This window comes from Shewanella sp. Isolate7, assembly GCF_022398425.1.
Lineage (GTDB): Bacteria > Pseudomonadota > Gammaproteobacteria > Enterobacterales > Shewanellaceae > Shewanella.
In genome coordinates, this window is record NZ_JAKEVJ010000028.1 from 1 (window position 1) to 25187 (window position 25187).

The following is a 25187-nucleotide window of genomic DNA, read 5'->3' on the forward strand; positions in this document are numbered from 1 at the left end:
GAATAACTACTTATCTAAAAATCCTGCTTTGTTCTCAAGCGTTTTTCCTGCACTATTTCTGATCACATGTTTACTGTGATTGGTATAATTAATAACTCATCAACCAAAAAAGGAGGCCATGGCCTCCTTTATTTATCGTCGAATCGCATCAATTAGGAATGTAGGCGCCCATCGGGTTGCTCGAAGATCAGATCTTCCATCTGCTCATAGGCAGACTCATTCCCCGGCACGTTAAACAGCACCATGAGGATCACCCACTTAAGATCTTCCAGGATCAGCGCTGGTTCATCCAGCTCCATCACGCGATCGATCACCATCTCGCGTAACTCGACATTGAGTACCTTGATCTGCTCTAGGAAAAGCAGGAAACCACGACACTCGACATCTAACTTCTCCATCTCGGCCTGAGTATAGATACGGAAAGAGTGTTGATCATGATTACATAGGTAGGGTTGATCACTTTCTTGTAGCGAAGCCAGGTGTTCTAACCAGGACAAGGCCTTAATAATCGCCGATTGATGAAAACCTGCTCGTGTCAGTTCTTGGGTCAACTCGTCTTCGTCGACCAGTAACTCGACCTCACTGTGCACATAGTTTTCAAATAGATACATGAGGATATCGAACATGGCTAGCTCCTCTTAAGTCTTATATAACCACCGGGTACAGCTGAAACCCAACCTTGTAGTTCAAGTTCAAGCAACTGCTCTAATACTAGCTCTATCGTTTTTCCACTATGCTCGACCACCACATCTAATGGCGTGGCCTCATAGCCTACACTAGCTAACAGTGAGGCAAATGGCAAATCAGAAGCTAACTCTTCCCCTATATGGTGACGACGATGCAACTCTTCAAGGTGAAATCTTGATAAAGCTGCAACCTCTTCGATAATATCGGCGGCGCACTCCACTAATTTAGCGCCATCCCGTAACAAATCATGACAACCCTGATGATCCCCAGCTAGGATGTTACCCGGTACGGCAAACACCTCGCGGCCCTGTTCCAGCGCCAGTCGTGCGGTGATCAGCGAACCGCTCTTACGGGCCGCCTCGACCACCAGAACCCCCAGCGAGAGCCCGCTGATGATGCGATTACGCTTGGGGAAGTTACCGGCATAGGGCTTTACCTGGGGCCAGAACTCGCTGAGCACACAACCGTTTTGCTGGATCTTGTCGTAGATGGGTCGATGACGCTTGGGGTAAACGATATCTATCCCTGTGCCCAGCACGGCCAAGGTCACGCCATCGGCATCTAATACCCCTTGGTGAGCCGCGCCATCTATGCCGGCCGCCATACCACTGGTCACCGCAACCTTAGCCGCTGTTAGCTCCTGAGCGAGCTGATAACTTGCGGCTAATCCCGACTGAGATGCAGCCCGGCTACCCACCACGGCAATGCTGGGATGCACCATGGCATTAATGTCACCCTTGGCAAATAGGATCGGCGGCGGGTCGTTAATCTGCAGGAGCAGGCTAGGATAAAGGGAATCTTGGGGACAGAGGATATGATGATGAGACGCTGCATCTTGCCATGCTAACGCCTGTTCGACCAAGGCAAAGTCCGGGGTCAAGCTAGTCGTCAACAGCCGCTCAGGCAGGGGTAAGGCATCGGGTTCATGCTCCAGCCTTTGCCTGAGCTCTGCTACATCCATGTAGTTTAATAATTGTTTAACCCGGGCCGGTCCTAACCCGGGTACTGCACAAACAACTAGCCAGTCGACCAGTTTGTCGTCGATGGCACTATTCGCTCGCTAACAGGGTATCCGGCTGCAGCAACTTGTCATGAACACGCACAGGCTTCTCGTTGATCAGAATAAGTCCCATGCTGACACGGTCGAACACCTTGAAGACCATTACCTTACCGCGATAGATATCTGGCATCTTCACCGCGTTATCGGAAGAGATATTCGCCAGAAGCTCCTCGTAGGTGCTGCGATCCTCTGGTTGTACCGGCTGGCCGTCACCATCGATCACCACCTCAACGCCATCTCGGAAGATGGAAAACACATGACCTGGCTCGACACCATCCTGGCTGCCACGGTCGATATAGACCACATCCAGTTTACCCATTTCACGGACACCTTTATCCGAGGCAAGTACAGACCCAGGCGTCGCCGCCGCCTTAGGCATGAAATAGGCAGACATCAAGGAATCATCTTCGATAGGCAGCACACGATAACCCGCCTTGGTCTCACGCATATTGCTCAGCAGTTGCACCTTAGACACAGGGCCCGACTCGATGACACGGCCACTGGCAGTCAGAATCACCTCCAATCCCAGCGTATCACCCGACTCGGCATCTTCAAACTGACGTCCCTTGACGTAGACACCAAACTTGTCCCCCAGGGTCAGCTCCCCTTGGACATAGATAATATCGTCGGTCACATGGTGCCTGGATTCACTTTCGCCGCCCATGACCATGGGTTGCTTATCGAACCACTCGCCATCGACCACTCGGTTTTGCACCAGATAAGGTTGGATTAGGCTAAGATCCACGGCTGGGATTGCGCCACCTTTAGGCAAGACGCGCCCTTCGGGACTCTTACGAACATGAGGCTTAACCACCAATCTGGGTTCGCCGTCGATAAAGACCAGGGTCAGCCTGTCGCCGGGATAGATAAGGTGAGGGTTAGCGATCTGTGGGTTGGCGCCCCAGAGCTTAGGCCAGCGCCAAGGGTCCTTGAGAAATTGCGCTGAGATGTCCCAGAGGGTATCTCCTTTCTTCACCACATACGAATCGGGATGGCCAGACTTCAATGTCAAGGTATCCGCGACAACAAACGAACTACTAAAAATCATTAAACCGAGTAAAATTAGTCGTTTCATGGGGGTATCCATGCTGTTTGCCCTTTATATAGAGCTTTTACTGTTATTGAATGCCACTAAGGATTAAAATTAACCCATTAGCCAAAGTCAGTATAACCAACTGACTCGAATTTGACAGACTTGTTAAGAGTTTATGTATGAGTTTACTAAAAGTTTTACGCTTTCCCGATGAGCGCTTACGCACCGTTGCTAAGCCCATTACAGAATTTAACGCTGAGCTTCAGACACAAATCGATAATATGTTCGAAACCATGTATGAAGAGAAGGGAATTGGTCTGGCAGCGACCCAGGTAGATTACCATCATCAATTGATCGTTATGGACCTGCAAGATGACGTAGAACGCCCTAAGGTTTTCATAAATTTAGAGATAATTGAGAAAAGTGGCGATTTTTGCAACGAAGAGGGCTGCCTCTCCGTTCCCGGTATCTATGCCAAAGTCGATCGCGCCGAGTTTGTCACCATCAAGGCACAGGACAGAGATGGCAACGAGTTCACTTTAGAGGCTGATGGCCTGTTCGCCATCTGTCTGCAACATGAGCTTGATCACCTCAATGGCAAACTGTTTGTCGATTACCTCTCGCCCCTCAAGCGTCAGCGTATCAAACAGAAACTCGAAAAAGCCGCGCGCCTCGAAGCCAAACAAGGATAAGCCTCATTTGAAACCACTCAAGATACTCTTTGCGGGTACGCCAGATTTTGCCGCCCGCCATCTACAAGCCTTAATCGATTCAGAGCACCAGGTGATCGGGGTTTACTCCCAACCAGACAGACCCGCGGGCCGCGGCAAGAAGCTACAGGCCAGCCCGGTCAAGGCCCTTGCCCTTGAGCATGATATCCCCGTCTACCAACCCGTTAGCCTGAGAAATGAAGCGGCCCAGGCAGAGCTCGCCTCGCTCGGCGCCGACATCATGGTGGTGGTCGCCTATGGCCTTATCTTGCCTCAGGTGGTGCTGGACACCCCAAGACTGGGCTGCATCAATGTGCATGGCTCCATCCTGCCTCGCTGGCGCGGCGCGGCGCCGATTCAACGCGCCCTGTGGGCCGGTGACGAGGCAACAGGCGTCACCATAATGCAGATGGATATAGGTTTAGATACCGGCGACATGCTGCTCAAGACTCACCTGCCTATCGAAGACAGCGACACCTCTGCCAGCCTGTATGAGAAGCTGGCCGAGCAGGGACCTAGCGCCCTGATCCAGGCGCTACAGGGACTGGCCGAAGGCAGCCTCACGCCTGAGCCACAAGATGAAGCCCTGGCCAACTACGCCGAGAAGCTGAGTAAAGAGGAGGCCCAGCTCGACTGGCGCAAGCCGGCGCAGCAGCTGTGGCGTGAAGTCCGCGCCTTCAATCCTTGGCCCGCCAGCCACTTCCCCCACCAGGATGCGGTGATCAAGGTGTGGCAGGCCAGCGTGTCTAACGAGGCCGTTAAGCAGGCCCCAGGCACCATCATCCGCGCCGACAAACAGGGCATAGTGGTCGCCACCGGCGAAAGCGCGCTGATCCTAGAGACGATTCAACTGCCAGGCAAGAAGGCCATGCCGGTAGCAGACGTACTCAACGCCCGCGGCGACTGGTTCACCCCAGGCACCCAACTACAAGGCGCTAATACCTCAGATGAGGCCAAGGCATGAAGAATCTGCGTGCCCTCGCCGCCAAGGTCGTCTTTCAGGTACTAGAGAAGGGAGTCTCCCTGTCTGTCGCCCTGCCCGAGCAACAGCAAAGACTCGGCAGTGGTAAAGACAAGGCCCTGCTGGCCGAACTCTGCTATGGCGTGATGCGTCACCTGCCCCAGCTCGACAAGCTGATAAGCGACTGCATGAGCAAGCCCCTCAAGGGCAAGCAGCGTATCGTACACCAGTTGCTACTGGTGGGCTGTTACCAGCTCTATTTCACTCGCATCCCTAGCCATGCGGCAATCTCGGAAACCGCCGAGGCCTGTCGCCAACTCAAGTTCGAGGGCCTGGTCAAGGTGGTCAACGGCGTATTGCGTAACCTGCAACGTAGCCAGAAGCCACTCCCCGAGGACAACGAGACCCTGACCTTCAACACGCCAGCCTGGCTGATCAAGCACCTCAAGGCCGCCTACCCAGACGCCTGGCAAGAGGTGATCGCCCAGAGCCATCAGCGGCCCCCCATGTGGCTGCGTAATAATCCCTTGTCCCAGACACGAGATCAATATCTGGCTCTGCTCGCCGAGCAGGAGATAGCCGCAAAACCAGGCGCGAGCGACAACGCCATACTGCTGGAGAGCCCCAAAGATGTCGGCATCCTCCCCGGCTTTGCCGATGGCGCCGCCTCGGTACAAGATGGCGCGGCGCAATGGGCCGCCAGCCTACTGGCGCCCGAGCAAAATGAGCTGATCCTCGATGCCTGTGCCGCCCCAGGCGGCAAGAGCTGTCATCTACTGGAGCGTCAGCCCAGTATCGATCTGGTAGCGGTAGACTTCGACGCCAAGCGTCTGGAGCGGGTACAGCAAAACCTCGACAGATTACAGCTCGAGGCCAAGCTGGTGCATGGTGACGCCGCCAAGATAGACTCCTGGTGGCAGGGCGATAAGTTCGACCGCATCTTGCTGGATGCGCCTTGTTCGGCCACCGGCGTGATCCGTCGTCACCCGGACATCAAATGGCTCAGAAAGCAGGCCGATATCGAAGAGCTAGCCACATTGCAGTCACAAATTTTGGATCATTGCTGGCAGTGGCTTAAACCCGGTGGCACACTCCTGTATGCTACATGCTCAATTTTACCGCAAGAGAACGCCGAGCAGATCAAGGCTTTCTTAGCGAGAACCCAAGACGCAACCCTGGTCCCCATCGCACAACAACAAAATCGCGATGACATTGGCTGGCAGATCACGCCAGGCCAAGACAATATGGATGGGTTTTACTACGCTCGCTTGGTTAAGGGATAAAGTTTAGGCTATGAAAATTATCATATTAGGCGCGGGTCAGGTCGGCGGCACATTGGCGGAAAACCTGGTGGGTGAAAACAATGACATCACCATAGTCGATAATGACCGCGACAGGCTACGCTCGCTGCAAGACAAGTATGACTTGCGTGTCGTGCTGGGCCACGGTGCTCACCCTGGTGTCCTCAAGGATGCCGGCGCCGAAGACGCCGATATGTTAATTGCCGTTACCAATAGCGACGAGTGCAACATGGCCGCCTGCCAAATAGCCTTCTCCCTCTATGGCACCCCCACCAAGATCGCCCGAATCCGTTCGGAGCAGTATCTGGCACTGCGTGACAAGCTGTTTATCGACAGCGAGACCAAGCAGAGCGAAAACCGTCCTCGCGGCGGCTTCATCATAGATGAGTTGATCGCCCCCGAGCAGCTGGTGACCGCCTATATTCGTCGTCTGGTGGAATACCCTGGCGCCCTGCAGGTACTGGAATTTGCCGAGGGACGCCTCAGCCTGGTGGCGGTGCGCGCCTACTACGGCGGCCCCTTGGTGGGTAACGCCCTGGCCGCACTGCGCGAACATATGCCCAATATCGACACACGTGTGGCGGCCATCTTCAGACAGGGCCGTCCCATCATGCCCAGAGGCACCACCATCATAGAGGCTGACGACGAGGTGTTCTTCGTCGCCGACAGTCGCCATGTGCGCGCCGTGATGAGTGAGATGCAGAAGCTAGACAACACCTACCGTAACATCATGATCGCCGGGGGCGGTAACATCGGCCTGGGACTGGCCAAACAGTTGCAGCGCAATCATGCGGTCAAGCTGATCGAACACAGGCAGGATCGCGCCGAGGCGCTGTCGGAGAAGCTGGAAAATACCACGGTATTTTGCGGTGACGCCTCAGACCAGGAGCTGCTGCTCGAGGAACATATCGACCAGACCGACGTGTTTATCGCGGTGACCAACGACGATGAGGCCAACATCATGGCCGCCCTGCTGGCCAAGCGTATGGGCGCCAAGAAGGTGATGGTGTTGATCCAGCGCGAAGCCTATGTGGATATCGTCCAGGAAGCCAATATCGACATCGCCATCTCGCCGCAACAGGCGACCATCTCGGCGCTACTGACCCATATCCGTCAGGGGGATATCTGTAACGTCTACTCATTAAGACGCGGCGCCGCCGAAGCGATCGAGGCCATTGCCCATGGCGACCCAAGCACCTCCAAGGTGGTGGGCAAGCAGATCAGCGAGATCAAACTGCCACCCGGCACCACGATTGGCGCCATCGTCCGCGACGACGAGGTGCTGATGGCCCACGATAAGACGGTCATCGAACAGGGCGACCATGTGATCCTATTCCTGGTGAACAAGAAATTTATCGGTGAAGTTGAAAAGTTGTTCCAGCCTAGTGCATTCTTCTTCTAAGCCACTCGAGAAGCAAAGACTAAATTCGCGATGCTAAATTATCGGCCGCTACTCTTCATATTAGGCGTGTTCCTGTCGACCCTGACTGCCTTTATGTTTATTCCGCTGCTCTTCGCCCTACTCTATGGCGAGGAGACGGTGGGCGCCTTCATGATCGCCTCGCTGGTCACCGGCACCTGTGCCAGCGCCTGCATGCATCAGGGACAGAGCGAGAATATCCGCCTCAATATCCGCGACATGTTTCTGCTCACCAGTTTGACCTGGTTTATCGTCAGCCTGTTCGCCGCCATGCCCTTTACCCTGTATCACGGCATCAACTACACCGACGCCTTCTTCGAGACCATGTCGGGGATCACCACCACGGGCTCTACCGTGTTGTCCGGCCTGGACACCATGGATCACAGCATCCTGATCTGGCGCTCCCTGTTGCAGTGGCTGGGGGGAATCGGCTTTATCGTGATGGCGGTAGCCATTCTGCCCTTCCTCAACGTGGGTGGCATGCGGCTATTCCGCACCGAGTCCTCCGACTGGAGCGACAAGGCCGTGCCCCGCACCCAGGACATGGCCAAGCACCTCTTCTATGTCTATATTCTGCTGACGATAGCCTGTGGCCTGGCCTACCACCTGGCAGGCATGACCTGGTTTCAGGCGATCAACCATGCCATGACCACTCTCTCGACCGGCGGTTACTCCACCTCTGACAGCTCAATGGCAGCCTTCTCCAAGCCCGCCCACTGGGTCGGTACCCTCTTCATGGCGGCAGGTGGTCTCCCCCTGTTGATGTTCGTTCATAGCCTGTCGCAGAAGTCGCTGCGGATCTGGGACGATGCTCAGGTGAAGGGTTATCTCATCTTCCTGGCATTCGTCTCCTGCAGCCTAGCCTTCTGGCTCTACCATGGACACGACATGACGGCGGCCGACGCCCTTCGCCTGGCCAGCTTTAACGTGGTCTCAGTAGTCACCACCACGGGATATGGCCTGACCGACTACACCTCCTGGGGCGCGCTAGCCAACGTGGCCTTCCTCTTCTTGATGTTTGCCGGCAGCTGTTCGGGTTCGACTTCGGGGGGGATCAAGATCTTCCGCTTCCAGATCGCCATCGCCATCATGCGCGAGCAGCTAAAACAACAGTTCCACCCTAACGGCATCTTCAAGGAGCGCTACAACGGTAGGCCAATTACCGAAGATATCGTGCGCTCCCTGGTCACCTTCATCCTGCTGTTTATGCTGGTGATCGTGCTCCTGTCTGTGATCTTGGTGTCGACCGGACTCGACCCCACTACCAGCTTTACCGGTGCCGTCACCGCGGTGACCAATGTGGGCCCAGGGCTTGGGCCAGTCATCGGCCCGGCGGGGAACTTCTCCAGCCTGCCGGACATCGCCAAGTGGTCACTGGCCATCGGCATGTTGCTGGGACGTCTGGAGATCTTGACGGTGGCGGTGCTCTTCCACCCTAACTTCTGGAAGTACTAAGCAAACTAGCGCAGAGCCCGACTAGACCCGATACTGGCTCCAGAGGCGATGCTGCTCCTGGGTTAGGAAGGTCCAGGCCAGCACACGGGTCAGCTTGTTGCCCTGGGCCATCTCCAGCGTCTCTACCCGCTTGGCGCCCACCTGCTCCAGCAGGCGATAGCAAGGTTTTAGGTTTTCCTTCTTCGACACCAAGGAAGTAAACCAGAGACATTGCGAACCGAACTCCCGGCTCTCACGGATCATCTGGCTAAGAAAAGCGAGTTCGCCACCTTCGCACCATAGCTCCGCCTTCTGACCACCAAAGTTCGGCTTCTCTTTACTCCGGGCCACCTCATGGCCCTTGGCTTGCTTGTTGGCAGCCAGGTTCTTCAGTTTGCGCTCGCTGCCCCTGCTCGCCTCCGCCAGAGAGGCATGAAAGGGGGGATTACACAGGGTCAGATCGAACCTGTCCTCGGCCGTGATGATACCGGTAAAGATCTGTTTCGGATCTGACTGCTGACGCAGACTCAGCTTACCCGCCAGCGGCGGGTTGTTTGCGATGATCTGCTCGACGTTCGCAAGAGACACAGGGTCGATATCGCTGGCCACGAAGCGCCAGCCATAGACCTGATGCCCCAGCAGTGGATAGATGCCATTGGCACCTGTGCCTATGTCCAGGGCGACCACCCGCTCTCCCTTGGGCACTTTCGTCGCATTAGCCACATTAGCCATCTTAGCCTCGTTAGGCTTAGCGCCTTTACGCGCAGGGACGGATTCGGCCAGCAGATCCGCCAGATAGTGCAGATAGTCCACACGGCCCGGAATCGGCGGACAGAGAAACCCCTCGGGGATATCCCAATTGCTGAGCCCATAATGCAACCTGAGCAGCGCCAGGTTGAGCAGTTTCACCGCCTTGGGGTCGGCAAAGTCAATCGACAAGTTGCCATAGGGGTTGGGGCGAACATAGGGCCTAAGCGCCGGTGTGGCTTTCATCAGGGCGTTAAAGTCATAGCCCTTGGCGTGTAGATTGCGCTCATGTAGCCCTTTGGGCTGACGAGGCGTCTTGCCTGATGTGGGCTTTGCTTTTTGCTTTGGCTTTGATGTCTTAACTGAGTTAGACGGCTTAGCTGCCTTTGATGCCTTTAATACCTTAGCAGGCCTAGATGGTGACGCTTGAGAGGCAGACTTTCTTGCACCGGGGCGCGCGGGCTTGGGAGACTGGGTCATGAAGGGGATCCCGGCTGCACACAATGGCATGCAGCCCATAAAGCATTAATCGTACAGGTATTTAGTAAACAACAGGTTGACGATCAGCGGCTTGCCAATCTCCTGCTCCAGCAGACGATTCAGGGTGTCGTAGCACTCACGGCGGATCTCCTCCTTACCGGTCAGAGATTTCACCTTATCTTCCGTCTGCGCTCCAAGGATCTCTATGATAGCGGCGCGCAGCAGCGGGTCGTGATGCTCGAGCACAATCAGATCTTCCGGCACCTTGACCATGAGTTCGACACTGATCTTCACAAACCCCAGCTTCTTACGATTGGAGATATAGTTAGTCACAATATCGGGCTCGAAACCGTAATAGGCGTAGGTGTCGACCACCTCTTCCTCTTCGGCAAATGCCCCCAGGCTCAGAACACTGGTCACTAGCATGAGGCACAGCAGCGCAAACTTTTTCATATTAGACGAATACTCCGTTCATGATTTGATGGTCAACACTCGCTTTCTAGCCAGGCGATACCTTAATTAACGGCACCAATACTAAGATGCTTTAGTACTCAAGGCTTTAATTACCGACATCAAAGCCTCGTCATGATAAACTGCTGACGTTTTTGAGTATTGTACCGAGAATTTAATGAGTGTGACCAGGTTAAGCTTCCCCTATGGTGAATCCATTCAATGGCATTCACCGGATCAAATTCCCCAGCTGCCACCCAGCCCTTTTAGGGAGTGGCTATTAGCTTCCGGTAGTTTAACCCAAAAACTCAAGTCTCACTGCACCCAATTTGAGGTCAAGGTGTTAGGCGAAGCCATGCTGCCCCCTTTTCCCGGCGAACTCCCCCATCAGGGACAGGCCTGGATTAGAGAAGTACTGCTCTGTCTCGACGGCATTCCCTGGGTTTTCGCCCGTACCTTAGTGCCTGGCGCCATGATGGACAGCGCCCAGGATAACTTCCTCTCCCTTGGCACCCGCCCACTTGGCGAGCTGCTATTTACCAGTGGCGACTTTACCCCGGGCAAGATAGAGGTCAGCCAATTTACCGCCTGCGACTCTCTCGCCAACCTGATAGACTCCCTGAAGCAGGAGAGTCACCACCCCCTGTGGGGCCGCAGACGTTACTTCAGCCACGGGACGCAGCAGCTTATCGTCAGCGAGATCTTCCTGCCTAAGGCTCTCGAGCTTATCGACAAGCTGGCATAAAAAACGCCTCATCGAGAGGCGTTTTTCCATTTAGCTTCTGCGGCGTAATCCCAACAGCATCAGCAGCGACAGGCTTAACCAGCCTAAGCTACCACCGCCAGAGTCCTGCTTGGTCTCCGGCTGAACAACTGGTGGCTGCACCACGGGGGCAGTCACGCTCAGCGTCACACTCTTGCTCACCTGATTATTGGCCTCATCAGTGACCGTCAGGGTCACATCATAGCTACCCGCCGTCCCATAGGTATGTGTCGGCGAGGCGGCCGTGCTCGTCTGTCCATCACCGAAACTCCACAGATAACTCAGGGTACCTACCCCCTGATTCGACAGGTTGCTGAAGGTCACGGTCAAGTCGCTGGCCTTATAGCTAAAGTCGGCCACAGGCTTGATCACCACAGTCACCTGAGTGTTGGCCGTCACCGACTCACCCGCGCCATCTGTCACCGTCAGGGTTACCTGATAGGTGCCCGATGCCTGATACACATAGGTAGGCGCCGCTAAGGTACTCCCTGCACCGCTGACACCAAAGGCCCAGGCATACTGATAGTTACCATCACCACCGGTCACGTTAGCACTGAAGCTGACGCTCTCACCCTCTTGTGTCTTAGCTATCGAAGCACTCAATGCCTCGGGCGCTGGCGGAGGCGTCACAGTGCCCGAATACTCGAAGCGTACCTTGGCACTGCTCGAATCCTGGCTCTGAGTCACGACCTCCATGGTCAAACCCAGTTGTGGCAATATGATGCCCGACTGCGGCTTGAGGGGGGCGCTATAGTCCTGACTGTCATCGAACAGGCTGTTGGCTGCCAGATGAGTATCATCAAAATAGCTGCCTTGATCATACAGGCTAAAGGTGGCGTCACGGATCTGAGTCGCCGTGCCATTAGTGCCGATAAGCATCTGGTCGGCATCGACCACGCCGATCAGGCCGCTGCCCGGATGGGTGCTGGAGTTGTTATCAGACTCGTTGAAGTTTTCCAACCAGAGCAGCACCCCTGGTTCATAGGCATGACTCTTCAAGCCGACATCGACGCCATTGTAACTGCGTAGCTGCACCAGGTAGCGACGCGGTTTACCCGGACGCGTATTGTCGATGCGCGCAAAGCCGCCGTTCAGCGTCATGGTATCTGGCTCCTCGGCACCATCGCTGTATATCACGGTCGTGCCATCGAGCACCTTGAGCTCATCGAACACGAAACCATAGTCGCCCACGGCCTCATCGGTAAAGTAGACGATACTGATTTGGCGATCATTACTGCCCGCATAGGCACTTAAATCAAAACTCAGCTCCACCCAGGCATCGCTGCCTTCGGCGCCCGCCACATCCGCGGACTTGCCCGTGATGATATTCTTGGCATTATTGATGGTATTGCTGGCCTTGGTTTTGTTGCCCACTAAGGCCACATCACCCACCTTGACCTGCACATAGTCATAGTCGGTTTCTATGCTCCAGTGCGCCTTCATCTTCAGGGTCAGGCTGCTGCTCGCAGGGAAATCCAGACTAAAGGAGGCAGCTGTACTCAGCAGGTTCCCCTGACCAGAATAATACTGATAGTTACCGGCATAGGGCTGCTTGAAGGGAATATTGCTCGCAGGGAGCGGAATAGAAATCTGGTTGACCTGATTAGCATTGACCGCCTCGGTCAGCTGTACCTCCTGGCCACCGCTTGGAATAGCGGCCAGATCCACCTGGGTCTCGTTGATCCACTTACCCTTATACTTGTTTTGCAGATAAGAGCGGGCATAGGGGCTAAAGCCGGTTGGCTCGCTGCCAGGAATCGTGCCGGTCCAGCTGCCACCAGACATGATAGACCATGAGCCCACGGGCGAGCCGTCGCCGCTGTTGCTGGTGTCATACTCATCGGGCAGGCCGAGATCGTGGCCAAACTCATGGACAACCACACCGGCGGCCGCATCTATGGGCTGAACCGTGTAGCCAAACACCTTCTTGCCCGTTCCTGGGATCTCATAGCCAGGCGAGTTACCTTCATAGACAAAGTATCTGTGCGACCAGATGGCATTATCGCCCAACACACCACCACCGGCCTCTTCGCCTATGCTGGAATGAAACAGCATCACATGGTCGATATCGCCATCGGCCTCATTCAGGTTGCCGTCGCCGTCGAGATCATAGGGGTCTTCCACATCGAAGGAGGCGATCTCCGCGGGTGTCATATCTGCCAATGCCTGGGTCACGGCCTCTTTCACCAGCTCGGGCACCGCCTTGTCGTCATTATCGCTGTTAGGATCGTTCTGCCCGTAATAGGCCGCATTCTGGTTGGCGGTATACCAACCATAGACCTTACCGGTGAAATAGAAGCTACCGCCAGATTCCGCCTGATAATATTGATACCCAGTCAGCAGGTTTTGCCCCTGTGGGCCGGTAAAGCCCGTGGTGGAGAACATGAGATCCTGATAATGGGATACCGGATAGCTGGCATAATACATTGGCGTATCGGAAGCCGTCAGACGGTTGTTGTCGTGAGGCAGATCGGGAAAGTCGATCAACACACCCAGCACCTTAACCGTCTTGGTCACATCGGCGTCCGCCTGTGGCGTCACGAAGGACATCACCCGCGCCTTCTGCTGGGTCTTCTGACGCAGGCTCAGCTGCGACTCTAGCTTGGCCTGTACCAGACCGCCTTTTTCCTGATAACCCTTGGCTCTCTGGGTGTAGGCCTTGATTGCGGCGCGCTTCTCCTCCTCGCTGGCATCGGCAGCCAACTCACCGCGCTTCACCAGCCAATAAAGGATCTGCTGCTCGTTAATCACCCCGGCGTCGGCCACGCCTGTCACTTCCTTCATGGTGATTGGGGCGGCATTCGCCGACGCGCCAACCAGCAGGAGGGAGAGGCTCAATGCGGACAACGCCCCGGCATAATACTGTCTCTTCATGCTAAATATTCCTTGTGCCTTCATTTATCCCCAAACGGAACGCCTTTCCGACTGGGTGACCCTAAGGCAGACTGCCTAACTTAGATAATTCTAGTGGGGACTTGGGGAGGGGGCTAACTCATCATCTCAGACACTGTAAGACGAAGTGAAATTAGCAGCCGGTGACTCGGCCAGGCGGGTGTTAACGCTCACTTAGCGGCAAGCGTAACAACAACACCCAAGGTCCACTACAAGACATTAACAGAATTTTCCCCTGTAGAGTAGAGCAAACATGCTATTTTTCACTAAAGAGGTATTAGCGTCTAATCGCCGCCGAGCCAGCCGCGATAGATGAGCAGTAGCACCGAGGCAGACCAGCTAAAGTTGCTGCAGTGCAGACCCTCTCCCGTCAGCGGATCATAGTTTTCCCGTATGGGCGCATCACTCATTACCCCTTGCGCCTCATTCACCAGCCGAGTCGCCAGGCGCCGCGCCAGCCCATCATGGCCATAACGGGAGATCCCCTGCAGGCCAAACAGCGCCTGATCCAGCCAGACTGGGCCGCGCCAGTAGCGTCTCGGGGCAAAGGCTGGGTTATCGGCGCCCACGGTAGGAAAAGGGATCAGAGTTCCAAAGCTCTCCGGACCAAGGTGTCTGGCGATCATCCGCTCCGCCTGAGCCTTGCTGGCAACTCCAGCCCACAGCGGCAACCAACCCTCGACGCCCTTGCCCTCGGCAAGCATCAGGCGCGAATCCTCGCCATCGAGGCGCCTGTCGTAGAAGAAGCCACTCTGCAGATCGTAGAACTCGCTGCGGATCCGCTCCCCCAACCGCGCGGCCTGTTCCCGCCAGGTGGCCGCCTCGCTCTCCAGCCCCAGCACCTCGGCCATCTGCGCCAGATAGCCCTTCTCCGCATACAGATAGCTGTTGAGATCCACCGACTCCTGAGAGATGGAGTAGCCCAACAGGCGCCCCTCATCGTCATAGTTTTCCAGCACCCTGAGCTGGTCGTTCGTGTCGAAACGCGGCGCATTATCCATGCCCGACTCCCAGGCCGCCGCCTCGATCACCGCCTCGCTGTCTGGCTTACCCGGCTCGCCATGGCGGGGATGACGATTGGCGCCATATTCCGCCAGCCCATTTCGGTTATGGTCCCGGTTGCGATACCACCATTCATGGTAGGCGACCAGCTTGGGATAAAGCTTGGCAATCAAGGCCTTGTCATGACTCTGCTGATAGATCTGCCACACGGCCCAGGCCGCCAGTGGCGGCTTACCGTTACGTTCGTTCCAGTTGCCCCCCTTACCACCACGACTGGCATCGGCGTTATAGAAGATGGCATCGGGCAGGTTGCCCGCGTCCTCGGGACGTAGCAGGTCCTCAGCATCAAATTGATAGTCGAACATCGCCAGCACATTCGACTCGGCCAGCGCCACGTCGAACTGAGCCAGCGCCACCGCCTGCTTCCAGCTGTCCCAGGCCCAGACACCGTTAAACCACTTGTAGGTCACTGACGGGGTGACGGCGTCATGCAACAAAGCGCCCGCCGGGCTGCGCCAGTTGTGCAGCAGGGTCATCATGCTCTTAGCCGCCAGACGCCTGACTTTAGGGTCGCCGCCGCGAATCAAATTATCGAGGCGATTGTGCCAACGAGCCTGATTGACCGCTAGCTGCTCGGTCACCCGAGCCCAGTCTAGCTCGCCGGCGCGTTTGGCCTCGGCCTGGGTATGAAAATAACGCTGGGCGGCGCGCAGGGTCACAGTCTCTCCCGGCGCCAGGGTCAACACCTGGCTGTCGGCGCGATAGCCTTGAGATCCCTGGGGCAATATGGTTACCGCCTGCTCAAACAGCAGCCGATAGCTGGCATCATCGAGCTGTATCTGCCAGGTCTGGTCGATAGGGGTAAACTGCCAGGTGACGGCGCGCTCGGACAACAGCCGCTTGTCGATCAGGCGATACTGGGCCAGCTTAGGATGTGTGGCGAAGGGGCTGCCCGACCAGCTCAGGCGCCAGACACGCGTCGTATCGCTCAGGTTAGTCAGCTTGGTCGAGACGATGGCGGTGCGCTTATCGCTATAGGCCAGGGAGGTTTCGAGTTCAAACTCGGCGAAACCGAAGCGCTGCAGCAATCCCCAGGGCTCGCTATAGATCTCCACTCTTTCAGCCTTGGCCAGCTCCACCCCCTGACCCGTCTCCCCCGAGATCAGCTGCAGCCGCTGCAGGCTATCGCTCAGGTGCAGGCTGTACTCCTGGGCGATAAACAGCGGGCCGGTAAAACTGCCATAGTGAGTCGGCGTATCGGGCAGATGAAAGCCATGCCAGGCCCCCAGATCCATGTAGACGGCGGGAATTGTCAGATTACCCTGCTGGTCACGCTGCTCCATGGTGCTGGGCGTTCCCCGATAATTGAGCAGATCGCGATAATTAAATGCTTCGCTAGCCTGCACCATAGAGACAAAAGGTACGGTGGCAAGCAGTGACGCAGAGAGCAATGACAGATAGAGCAGTGACAGGGAAAACAGAAGGGAGCGGCGAAAAAATAGTGCAAGCAGACGCGTCATGAGATCACTCAAGGGTCAATTGAATACAATATTCAAATATTCCCAGAGTCGACTCACAGATGCAAGCAGAAACGTCGCGCCTCAGACCCTAGGGCCACGACTAAGCACAGGGCTGAAGTGAGTGCAGGGCTGAGGTGAGCGGCGACGGTTTCGGCGCCGCCTAATCCTCGGGTCGATTTATGCCGCGTGGGCGATATACTTGGCCACGCCGTCGAGGAACATCTGCACTGAGATCATCACCAGCACCATGCCCATCAGGCGTTCCACCGCAGTCAGCCCCTTCTCGCCCAGAAGTTTGGTAAACAGCTTATAGAAGAGCAGAATCACGGCGCTGGCCGCCCAGGCGGCAAACAGGGCTATGGTCCAGTCCATCATCCGCGAGCTGTCGGTATGGGCCAGCAGAATAAGCGCCGCCAATACGGACGGCCCCGCCATCAGGGGGATCGCCATGGGCACGATGAAGGGTTCTTCTCCCGCCGCCAGCCCCACCACGCCGCCGGGCTGTGGAAAGATCATCCTAATGGCGATCAGGAAGAGTATGATGCCGCCGGCTATGCTAACCGACTCAGATCTCAGGTTCAGGAAGCTGAGAATCGCCTCACCGGCGAACAGGAAGAGCATCATGATGATCAGCGCGAAAAGCAGTTCGCGTACCAACACCTTGCGCCGCTTCTTAGGTTCGATATGACGAAGAATCGAGGCGAAAATGGGTAAGTTCCCCAGGGGATCCATGATCAAAAACAACATTACCGCGGCAGAAAAGATATCCATAACTCAATATTCGTCAAAAGTTGAACCTATATTGTATAACTTAATGACAATATTAATCAGTAGCTAAGATAACAAAATCGACATTAGGCCAAGGATTTTCAGCCTTCACCGGGCACACTGTCCAAAACACGCCATGTAAATTCTTTTGCCGCTCGGGTTATTTGTTCGATTGGCAGACATAAGACTGATATACTAGCTTGCTTTCTAGGCTCCCTTGTTAACACGTATATGTACTATCTTGTCGCCAGTTGTATTGCACTCCTGCTAGGCCCACTCTTCTATCGTTTCTTTACGACGGGGACAGGTCTGCATAAAGGCTTGGATGGCTTCATCTTCGTCTCCTTGGGCGGCCTGGTACTGATCCATATTCTGCCCGAGTTATTGGAACACGGTGGCTTTCTCTCCCTGCTATTTGTGGTCGTCGGCCTCTGGGGACCCACCCTGAGTGAGCGCCTGTTTCATCGCTACTCCGAGGTCACCCACAACCTGACCCTCACCCTGGGCATTGGCGGCCTGCTGCTGCATACCCTCACGGATGGCGGCGCCATGGTGCTGGCTCAACAGGACGGTAACTCCAGCCTGCTGGCCCTGGGGGTTATCTTGCATCGTCTGCCCGTGGGGCTGGCGATCTGGTGGCTGCTCAAGCCTCAGGTTGGCAGTCGCTGGGCCTCCATCGTACTGGGCGGCATGATGTTGCTGACCGGCGTGGGCTATTTTGCCGGCGAACAGCTGCTGGCGCAGCTAAGTCTGGATAACACAGTCTATCTGCAGGCCTTCGTAACCGGCTCGATTCTGCACGTGGTGCTGCATCAGCCCCATGGCCACATCGTTGACGACAAACAGGGCAAGTATGAATATCAGGCCGGCATCGGCAGCCTGCTGGGTATCGCCCTGCTGTTTGTGCTGCTGGCGTTCGACTCAGGCGGCCATGACCATCACGAACATAGCCACAGCAGCGAACAATTGCTCGACTGGATGCTGACCCTGGCTCCCGTGTTGCTGCTGAGCTATAGCCTGGCGGCGACGCGCTATCTGTTTGGCCTGTCGCCTCACCATGAGCGCCTGAGCCAGCGCTGGCTACAACGCCTGGCGGGACCAGAAGCCCTGGTGATCACCCTCTTGCTGCTGGGGCCTAGCCTGGCACTGATCCAGCTGATCGGCCTGACACTCGTGGGGATCTTACTCACCATGACCCGAGTCGAACCGACAGATCCCCATCAGGGGCTACCGGGTTCGGCCTGGCGCTTCGGCTTCGCCCACCTGGTGGATCGCAGCGCCCCCTGGATCATTCTCAGCCTGATACTGGCGAATCTGATCGGCCATCCGTCTGTGCCCCTCACCTCACCCCTGGTGCAGGTGGGCGTATTGCTCCTGCTGCTTCTGCCGATGCGTTTCTGTAACCTAGGCGGCGCGGTGCTGGCTCTGGCGTTGGCCTACAGTGGCTGGACCATGGAGGCGGTGATGTTGGTGCTGCTGGCGGCCCCGGTGTTTAACCTGTCGCAGCTCAAGCTGATGGACTGGACACAACGCCTGGCACTCACCGGCGTGATAGGCCTCTGCCTGCTGGGCACCCACTGGTTAATCCCTGAGTGGAGCCTGCTGCTCAGCCTGCCTGAGACGGTCAACCAGCTGAGTCTGGCTCTGGTCGCCATACTGTTTGCCGCCAGCCTGCTACGGCTGGGCCCGCGTAGGTTTATGGCTCGCATCATGCTTTGGAAGCCTAAGGCCCATGCTCACAGCCATGAGCATAATCACAGCCATGAGCATCAACACGGGCATACGCACAAGCACACTCATCACCACGAACACGAGCACGGTCAGCATTAACTAAGGGATAGCTTTTCTCGCCGCGGGGGGCTAAGTTAAGACAAACGCCCCCTCAGGAGCCATCCATGTGTATTCTCTTCGTCGCCCTGGACGTACATCCACAGTATCCCCTGATCCTTTGTGCTAACCGGGACGAGTTTCACCACAGGCCCACGGAGCCGGCGCACTTCTGGCCGCCGGACAAGCAACTGCTGGCGGGTAAAGATCTCGAAGCCGGTGGCAGCTGGCTCGGGGTGAATCGACAAGGCGAGATCGCCGCGCTCACCAATATTCGTGCGCCCGAGCTGCACGAGGCCAACCGCCATAGTCGGGGCGATCTGGTGATCAGGGCGCTGACACAATCCCAGACCATGACCACGCCCTGGCTCATGGAGCACAGCCAACACTATAACCCCTTCAATCTGCTGTTCGGCAAAGACCTGGATCTCTACTGCTATCACAGCATCAGCAAGACGGTGAAGCCGCTGTCACCTGGCTTTCATGCCATCAGCAACGGCGCCCTGGACGATATCTGGCCCAAGATGGCCAAGGGGACACAGGCATTAGAGCAGGAGATCGGCCGAAGCGGCGAGATAGACATTCAGGCCCTGCTGACCATAATGACCGACGAGCGACAGGCACCCGATGAAGATCTGCCACAAACCGGTGTCGCCCTGGAGTGGGAGCGTCTGCTCTCCTCTATCTACATCAAGCATCCGGAATATGGCACCCGCTCGACCTCCATCTTCCTGCGTGACAAGCAGGGCAAATGCGAGTTTATCGAGGTCAGGTATGACGGTAAGGGAAGAAACCTGGGCAAACAGGTATTTAAGTTTGCAGCGGCCCCGAGAATGAGGCCGCCACGGATAATGAATCGCCGGAATTTGCCTAATCCGACGAGTGATCGTGAGTGATCACCCACTTGTCATCTATCTTCTCCACCAAGAGGGTAAACACGCCGTTAGGCTTGTCTTTGACCCGAGTCAGCTGCCAGCGACCAACGACGATGGCGGCATAGTTGCTGAGCATCTTGGTCTCTTCTATGGTGAACTTGAGCTGGCCAAGGGTAGCCTTATCGGGATAGTTCTTCTTATAGGCCGCGAGTGTCTCAGCCCAGCCATAGCGGAATTTGTTGCCTGAGACGAAACGCATCTTGTCGCTCTGCCAGTAGCCTTGCATGTAGGCATCCAGATCGCCGCGATTCCAGGCAGCTTCCTGCTGGCGCAGAATATTGGCAATATCGTCCGTCGGCACCGCCTGCACCGGGAGTCCCAGCAGCAAGATCAGTAAAATCCATCCATTTTTAAGCATCATCATCTCCAGATGGGAGGCATTAGGGTATAGTATATAATAATGGTAAGGCATTATCTTCCCTATAAAAATGCCTCGTTAGACCGATTCAGTAGAGCCTAATTTATGTTTCAATCTTTGTGTAAAGCAATTCTCAAACTCAGCGGCTGGACCATAGACGGTCGCCTCCCCGAGGCGCCTCAATATATCGCCATCGTCGGCCCCCATACCAGCAACTGGGACTTCATCATAGGCGTATTGGCCCGGGGCGCCCTGGGACAGAAGATCCACTTTCTCGGCAAGCATCAGCTGTTTATTCCCCCCTGGGGCTGGTTGTTCCGTGCCATCGGCGGCACCCCTGTCGATCGCCGCAAGAGCAACAACCTGGTCGATGCCGTGGCGCAGCTGTTTCAGCAAGACCCCCAATTTAAGCTGGCCCTGGCACCTGAAGGGACCCGCAGCCCGGTCACACGCTGGAAGACGGGCTTCTACCATATCGCCAGCAAGGCACAGGTGCCCATAGTCACGGTAGCGCTGGATTTCGCCGGTAAACGGGTGGTGATCCCCGAGGCAATAAGCGTCACAGGCGATATCGACAAGGAGATGCCGCAGATCCTCGACTTCTACCGCAGCATCAAAGGTCGCCACGCCAAAGCCATCCCCGACTACCACGCCTAAGAGTACCTAACAGATTGCCAAACCCGGTCGCACTGGTTATAGTGCGGCCACACCTCATTTTGTATACAATCTTTTAGATGAACTTAGATACCTGGCTACTCTACCTGGCGGCTATCCTGCTGATCGCCATCTCACCCGGCACCATGGCGGTATTGTCCATGAGCCATGGGATCCATTTCGGCAAGGTACGTAGCCTGGCGACCGCCCTGGGGAGTGTCAGCTCGGCCCTCTTGCTGATGTTTGCCTCCGCTGCCGGATTGGGTGCCCTGCTGAGCGCCACAGAGTATGGCTTTACCCTGCTCAAATATTGCGGCGCGGCCTACCTCATCTACCTAGGGATCAAGTTGATATTGACCAAGGCCAGCGCACAGGGGCTGGATCTGCAACATATCAAGGGCAAGGGGTCGCCGAGGCAGATGTTTAAAGAGGCCTTCCTGGTGGGGATCAGTAATCCTAAGGATCTGCTCTTCTTCGGCGCCCTGTTTCCGCAATTTATCGATATCACGGCGCCCCAGGGGCCTCAGCTGGCGATACTGGCGCTCACCTGGGCCCTGGTGGACTTCAGCTTTGTGATGATCTACGCCAGCATGGCCAATGTGCTGGCGCCCAAACTCAGGGCCAGCAACCGCCTGCATTGGTTCGACCGCACCAGCGGCGGCGTGTTTCTTTCCCTGGCCGCCATACTGGTTACCCGAGACTAACCCTTAAGGCTGCGCACGTCGGCGCCGGTCGGTGCCTGGAAGGCGCGCAGGTTAAACTGGGGCAGAATCGCGTAGATATGATCGAAGATATCCGCCTGGATATCCTCATAGGCCGCCCAGCGAGTGTCGTTGGTGAAGATATAGATCTCGATCGGCAGCCCCTCGGTGGTCGGCGCCAGCTGACGCACCAGCAGGGTCATCTCCTGATGCACCTTAGGGTGTTTACGCATATATTCCAGCAGATAGGCCCTAAAGGTACCGACATTGGTGAGGTTGCGGCTGTTCACCGGCATGTCACCATCCTGAATATTGGCGTTGAATTCGGTGATCTCCGCCTGCTTACGTGCCAGATAGTCCTTCAGCAGGTTTATCTTACCTAGGCGTTTGAGCTGTTCGGCATTAAGGAAGGCGATGGAGTCGATATCGATATTCACCGCCCGCTTGATCCGCCTGCCACCCGACTCAGACATGCCGCGCCAGTTCTTGAAGGCGTCGGACACCAGGGCGTAGGCGGGGATCATTGTGATGGTCTTGTCCCAGTTCTGCACCTTGACCGTGGTCAGAGAGACCTCTTCCACCGCGCCGTCGGCGCCATACTTATCCATCTGGATCCAGTCGCCCGGGCTGACCATGCGGTTGGCCGCCAGCTGAATGCCGGCCACGAAGCCCAATATGGTGTCCTTAAACACCAACATCACCAGACCCGTGGCGACACCCAGGCCGCTGAGGAAGTAGACCGGCGACTGCTCGGCCAGTACCGAGATGGAGATGATGATGGCGACGAAAAACATGAACAGCTTGAGCAGCTGCACGAAACTCTTTATCGGTAATCGGCGGCTGATCAAGTTGACGTCGGCGATCTCGTTGCCTGCGTCCAGCACGCTGAAGACGGCGCGCACGAAGAAGATAACAATCGCCACATCCAGCAGTCTGTCCGCCAGGCTACTGAGCAGCGGATGCTCCACCAACGCCAGCGGCAGCAGGATATTGAGGATCAGCGCAGGCACCAGCTTAGCCAGCTTCTCCAGCACCCTATGCTGCATGAAGATATCGTCCCAACGCACCTTAGACCGCTGGATCACTATGTTCATGGTGCTCACCACACCGCGTTTTACCACCACATAACCTATGAAGGCGATCAGCAGACAGGCAAACACCATGATGCCGGTCGATACTCCATCCGCTGGACTATCTATGCCGAAGTGGGTCAACCAGAGCGACACCTGCGAGCGTAATTCTTGATCCAAAATTCTCTCTCCTTGCTATTTCACCTTAGGTGATAAAACCGCTAAAGACCATGCAACAAGGCCATTTCAGCACACCAACAAAAGCGATACAACTACCTATTTTAAAAGCTATTTTAGCCTATCCAATTGACTGTAATACAGAGATTCTCAACAATCCATAGTACCTAGGGCCTGCTGACCTTTCCTATCTGTTTTTGCGGCAGTTTGCAGCTGATGGATACAAGGTGCAGCCTAAGGGGTTCATCTCGACGCGTCTATCTCATCCTTGTTAGCCATTCACATAGTGCAACTATGCCTCATGGCTCACGCCTTGAGCAAAACCCGTTGAGATTGAACAAAAATCAAACCGAAAAAATCACAGCCCCTAGAAAGGAGAAAGTTATGTTAAAGCCTCTGCTCGGCGCGGTGCTGCTCATCGCTGCCAGCCCCCTGATGGCCGCAGACCAACAACAGCAAGGTCCCAGCCCCAGGACGGCCATCACACTGGACTACCTTGCGGCCGACTCCTCCCTCTATGGCATCACCCTGGCACCGAGCCATTATGACAGGAACTATGCCAACTGGGGCTACTATCTGGGCTATGCCCAGAGTGAGAAGCGTGACATCGCCGTCGAGGCACCCAGCGAGGCCTATTCCCAGGACAAGCTGTGGCGATTCGGGCTCAGCTATGGGCTCACAGACCATCTCAGTCTCTATGGCGGCGCCAGCGCCTACACCCATGAATACTCCTACACCAATAATATCTCGCCGCGTATCGTCGGCGGCAAACCCACCTGGGAGACGGAGCGAGACACCCGCTGGGGCGGCGAGCTCGGTGTACGCTACCGGGTGGGTCGTCATCTGGTATTGGGTCTAGGCTATGACTCCGCCAGCGAATCGGCGCTCTTCAGCCTGGGCTATAGCAACTAAAATCCCCTATTCGCGATCTCGGCATATAGGAATTTCCACCGAGTTTGACTATGCTAGTGACCACAGACAAACCGCTAAAACTGGTTAAATTCAATGTATAAAGCACTACAAAGCTGCGCCATCATGGCACTCTTCCTCCTGGTGGCTCCCGCCTTTGCAGCCGATAAGGCTGATGATGCCGTTGCCCTGATCACCCTGGAGAATGGCGCCACCGTCAGACTCAACGCCGACTTTACCTGGGAATATGTTTTCCTGACGCCGCAGGCTAACGCGGCGACGACCGAGCCCCTGGCAAGCACAGAAAGCCAGGCGACGACAGAGACAGTCCAGACTCAAACGAGTACAGAGGCCAGCCAGGCAGTCGCTCAGGCTGCCAAGGTACAGCCCGTAGTGATCGCCAGCGGCCCGGTAGTGGGCGGTGCCATGACGGCGTCGGCCATGGATCATGCCAACCTGCTCAGAGCCACCGCCAAGGGCGGCGCCAAGGTGAGCTACCTCAAGAGTCAGTGGGACAGCAAGGGACGTCTGGGACTCAACTTCGAGCTCAGCAGCAACAGCGAAGAAAATTATGTGATCATCGAGATGGAGATAGGCCTGTTCGCCGACTCCGGCGAGCTGATCAAGACGGAGACGGTCAACGTCTGGCAGGCGATCTTCCGTGTACCCGAGACCTATCTGCGTAAGGGGCAGACACGCAACAGCGAGACCTTCTGGATCGAAGGCATCGACAAGGCCCAGTGGAGCGAGGAGCTGATGACGCTGAAGATCATCGACATGAGCTCGCGCTAACGACGGCGTGAGTATCGAGTAGAAAGTAGAAACAGGCCCTAGTGGCCTGTTTTGTTATGCGGGCACGGCGGCCATGGTCTCTGGCATCTTAACCGCCACCATATGGCCACGGGCGCACACCTTACCGGCGGCCGACAGGCTTATCTCCACCACGACCTTGCGTGGCTTCACCTCTTTGATCTCGCCAATTAACTCGAGTTCGACTCCCATGGGGGTCGGTGCCAGATAATCTATGTTGAGGGCGGCGGTGACGAAGCGCGGCGGTTCATCTAACTGCTCGCCCGCCTGCTCTAATGCTCGCTGCGCCGCGGCGCTGGCACTGCCCGTGCCGTGACAGTCGATCAAGGATGCGATCAGGCCACCGTAGACGAAGCCGGGGATCGCCGTATGAAAGGGCTCGGGGGTAAAGCGGGCTATGGTCTGCTCGCCGCGCCAATAACTCTTGAGTCGATGGCCCAGCTCATTGTTACGACCACAGCCATAGCAGTGGCTCAAGTCATCTGGGTAGGCATCCTGAAAAGCGATTCCCTGCATGG

At 56.1% G+C, this 25187-nt stretch carries 23 protein-coding genes; 12 read left to right on the forward strand and 11 right to left on the reverse strand.

The genetic code is table 11. The features are described 5' to 3' along the window. Nucleotides 1-152 precede the first annotated feature (152 nt). The 3 genes from L1D47_RS08805 to L1D47_RS08815 all read right to left on the reverse strand — a co-directional run bounded on the left by L1D47_RS08805 (nt 153) and on the right by L1D47_RS08815 (nt 2834). Entirely contained in the window at nt 153-626 is a 474-nt protein-coding gene (locus L1D47_RS08805; protein WP_011867527.1) for a DUF494 family protein, read from the reverse strand. 2 nt (nt 627-628) lie between these two features. Then, nucleotides 629-1648, reverse strand: a complete 1020-nt coding sequence (gene dprA, locus L1D47_RS08810; RefSeq protein WP_239884132.1) for a DNA-processing protein DprA — start codon at nt 1646-1648, stop codon at nt 629-631. A gap of 88 nt (nt 1649-1736) precedes the next feature. Further along, nucleotides 1737-2834, reverse strand: coding sequence for a LysM domain-containing protein (locus L1D47_RS08815; protein WP_239884133.1), 1098 nt, complete (start codon nt 2832-2834; stop codon nt 1737-1739). 125 nt (nt 2835-2959) lie between these two features. Between L1D47_RS08815 and def the strand changes: the two genes are divergently transcribed. From def to L1D47_RS08840, 5 genes are read left to right on the forward strand one after another with little or no spacing between them, the layout of a single operon-like run. Then, on the forward strand, nt 2960-3472 hold the full coding sequence (gene def / locus L1D47_RS08820; protein ID WP_041509794.1) for a peptide deformylase: 513 nt from the start codon (nt 2960-2962) through the stop codon (nt 3470-3472). Between the two features lie 7 nt (nt 3473-3479). Further along, nucleotides 3480-4454, forward strand: coding sequence for a methionyl-tRNA formyltransferase (gene fmt, locus L1D47_RS08825; RefSeq protein WP_239884134.1), 975 nt, complete (start codon nt 3480-3482; stop codon nt 4452-4454). Beyond that, nucleotides 4451-5734, forward strand: coding sequence for a 16S rRNA (cytosine(967)-C(5))-methyltransferase RsmB (rsmB, locus tag L1D47_RS08830; RefSeq protein ID WP_239884135.1), 1284 nt, complete (start codon nt 4451-4453; stop codon nt 5732-5734). The genes fmt and rsmB overlap by 4 nt, the downstream gene beginning before the upstream one ends. 10 nt (nt 5735-5744) lie before the next feature. Further along, nucleotides 5745-7154: a Trk system potassium transporter TrkA gene (gene trkA, locus L1D47_RS08835; RefSeq protein ID WP_041509791.1), complete on the forward strand. Its 1410-nt coding sequence runs from the start codon at nt 5745-5747 to the stop codon at nt 7152-7154. 30 nt (nt 7155-7184) lie between these two features. Continuing rightward, a complete protein-coding gene (locus L1D47_RS08840) occupies nt 7185-8627 on the forward strand; it encodes a TrkH family potassium uptake protein (protein ID WP_041509790.1) in 1443 nt (480 codons plus the stop codon). A gap of 21 nt (nt 8628-8648) precedes the next feature. On the opposite strand, the gene rlmF is transcribed toward L1D47_RS08840, so the two are convergent. Together rlmF and L1D47_RS08850 are read right to left on the reverse strand one after the other, a co-directional pair. After that, the gene (gene rlmF, locus L1D47_RS08845) at nt 8649-9833 is read right to left on the reverse strand and encodes a 23S rRNA (adenine(1618)-N(6))-methyltransferase RlmF (protein ID WP_239884136.1); all 1185 of its coding nucleotides are present in this window, start codon (nt 9831-9833) and stop codon (nt 8649-8651) included. A gap of 45 nt (nt 9834-9878) precedes the next feature. Then, complete coding sequence (locus L1D47_RS08850; protein ID WP_041509788.1) at nt 9879-10286, reverse strand: flagellar basal body-associated protein FliL; 408 nt, start codon at nt 10284-10286, stop codon at nt 9879-9881. 175 nt (nt 10287-10461) lie between these two features. Here L1D47_RS08850 and L1D47_RS08855 point away from each other — a divergent pair, with 175 nt between their 5' ends. Continuing rightward, complete coding sequence (locus L1D47_RS08855; protein WP_239884141.1) at nt 10462-11028, forward strand: chorismate lyase; 567 nt, start codon at nt 10462-10464, stop codon at nt 11026-11028. Between the two features lie 30 nt (nt 11029-11058). On the opposite strand, the gene L1D47_RS08860 is transcribed toward L1D47_RS08855, so the two are convergent. The 3 genes from L1D47_RS08860 to L1D47_RS08870 all read right to left on the reverse strand — a co-directional run bounded on the left by L1D47_RS08860 (nt 11059) and on the right by L1D47_RS08870 (nt 17231). Then, nucleotides 11059-13920 carry an immune inhibitor A domain-containing protein gene (locus L1D47_RS08860; protein WP_239884146.1) on the reverse strand — a complete coding sequence of 954 codons (2862 nt, stop codon included), beginning with the start codon at nt 13918-13920 and terminating at the stop codon, nt 11059-11061. Nucleotides 13921-14222: 302 nt separating this feature from the next. Continuing rightward, nucleotides 14223-16460 carry a trehalase family glycosidase gene (locus L1D47_RS08865; protein ID WP_239884148.1) on the reverse strand — a complete coding sequence of 746 codons (2238 nt, stop codon included), beginning with the start codon at nt 16458-16460 and terminating at the stop codon, nt 14223-14225. A 177-nt stretch (nt 16461-16637) separates the two neighbouring features. Next, nucleotides 16638-17231: a YhgN family NAAT transporter gene (locus tag L1D47_RS08870; protein WP_239884149.1), complete on the reverse strand. Its 594-nt coding sequence runs from the start codon at nt 17229-17231 to the stop codon at nt 16638-16640. 228 nt (nt 17232-17459) lie between these two features. Here L1D47_RS08870 and L1D47_RS08875 point away from each other — a divergent pair, with 228 nt between their 5' ends. Both L1D47_RS08875 and L1D47_RS08880 read left to right on the forward strand, forming a co-directional pair. After that, complete coding sequence (locus L1D47_RS08875) at nt 17460-19058, forward strand: metal transporter (RefSeq protein WP_239884150.1); 1599 nt, start codon at nt 17460-17462, stop codon at nt 19056-19058. A 65-nt stretch (nt 19059-19123) separates the two neighbouring features. Beyond that, nucleotides 19124-19951 (forward strand): NRDE family protein, encoded by an 828-nt coding sequence (locus L1D47_RS08880; RefSeq protein ID WP_239884151.1) that lies wholly within the window; start codon nt 19124-19126, stop codon nt 19949-19951. Here the strand turns inward: L1D47_RS08880 and L1D47_RS08885 are convergent. Continuing rightward, the gene (locus L1D47_RS08885; protein ID WP_239884152.1) at nt 19926-20348 is read right to left on the reverse strand and encodes a nuclear transport factor 2 family protein; all 423 of its coding nucleotides are present in this window, start codon (nt 20346-20348) and stop codon (nt 19926-19928) included. The genes L1D47_RS08880 and L1D47_RS08885 overlap by 26 nt on opposite strands. A 105-nt stretch (nt 20349-20453) precedes the next feature. Between L1D47_RS08885 and L1D47_RS08890 the strand changes: the two genes are divergently transcribed. Continuing rightward, complete coding sequence (locus L1D47_RS08890; RefSeq protein WP_041509782.1) at nt 20454-21005, forward strand: lysophospholipid acyltransferase family protein; 552 nt, start codon at nt 20454-20456, stop codon at nt 21003-21005. 77 nt (nt 21006-21082) lie between these two features. Further along, nucleotides 21083-21706 (forward strand): LysE family translocator, encoded by a 624-nt coding sequence (locus tag L1D47_RS08895; protein ID WP_239884153.1) that lies wholly within the window; start codon nt 21083-21085, stop codon nt 21704-21706. Here L1D47_RS08895 and L1D47_RS08900 read toward each other — a convergent pair. Then, the gene (locus L1D47_RS08900; protein ID WP_239884154.1) at nt 21703-22953 is read right to left on the reverse strand and encodes a mechanosensitive ion channel domain-containing protein; all 1251 of its coding nucleotides are present in this window, start codon (nt 22951-22953) and stop codon (nt 21703-21705) included. The genes L1D47_RS08895 and L1D47_RS08900 overlap by 4 nt on opposite strands. Before the next feature lie 381 nt (nt 22954-23334). Here L1D47_RS08900 and L1D47_RS08905 point away from each other — a divergent pair, with 381 nt between their 5' ends. Beyond that, complete coding sequence (locus tag L1D47_RS08905) at nt 23335-23862, forward strand: porin family protein (protein WP_239884155.1); 528 nt, start codon at nt 23335-23337, stop codon at nt 23860-23862. Between the two features lie 93 nt (nt 23863-23955). Further along, nucleotides 23956-24651, forward strand: a complete 696-nt coding sequence (locus L1D47_RS08910) for a DUF3157 family protein (protein ID WP_239884156.1) — start codon at nt 23956-23958, stop codon at nt 24649-24651. 54 nt (nt 24652-24705) lie between these two features. Here L1D47_RS08910 and L1D47_RS08915 read toward each other — a convergent pair whose 3' ends face one another. Then, nucleotides 24706-25185, reverse strand: a complete 480-nt coding sequence (locus tag L1D47_RS08915) for a PaaI family thioesterase (RefSeq protein WP_239884157.1) — start codon at nt 25183-25185, stop codon at nt 24706-24708. Nucleotides 25186-25187: the final 2 nt, after the last annotated feature.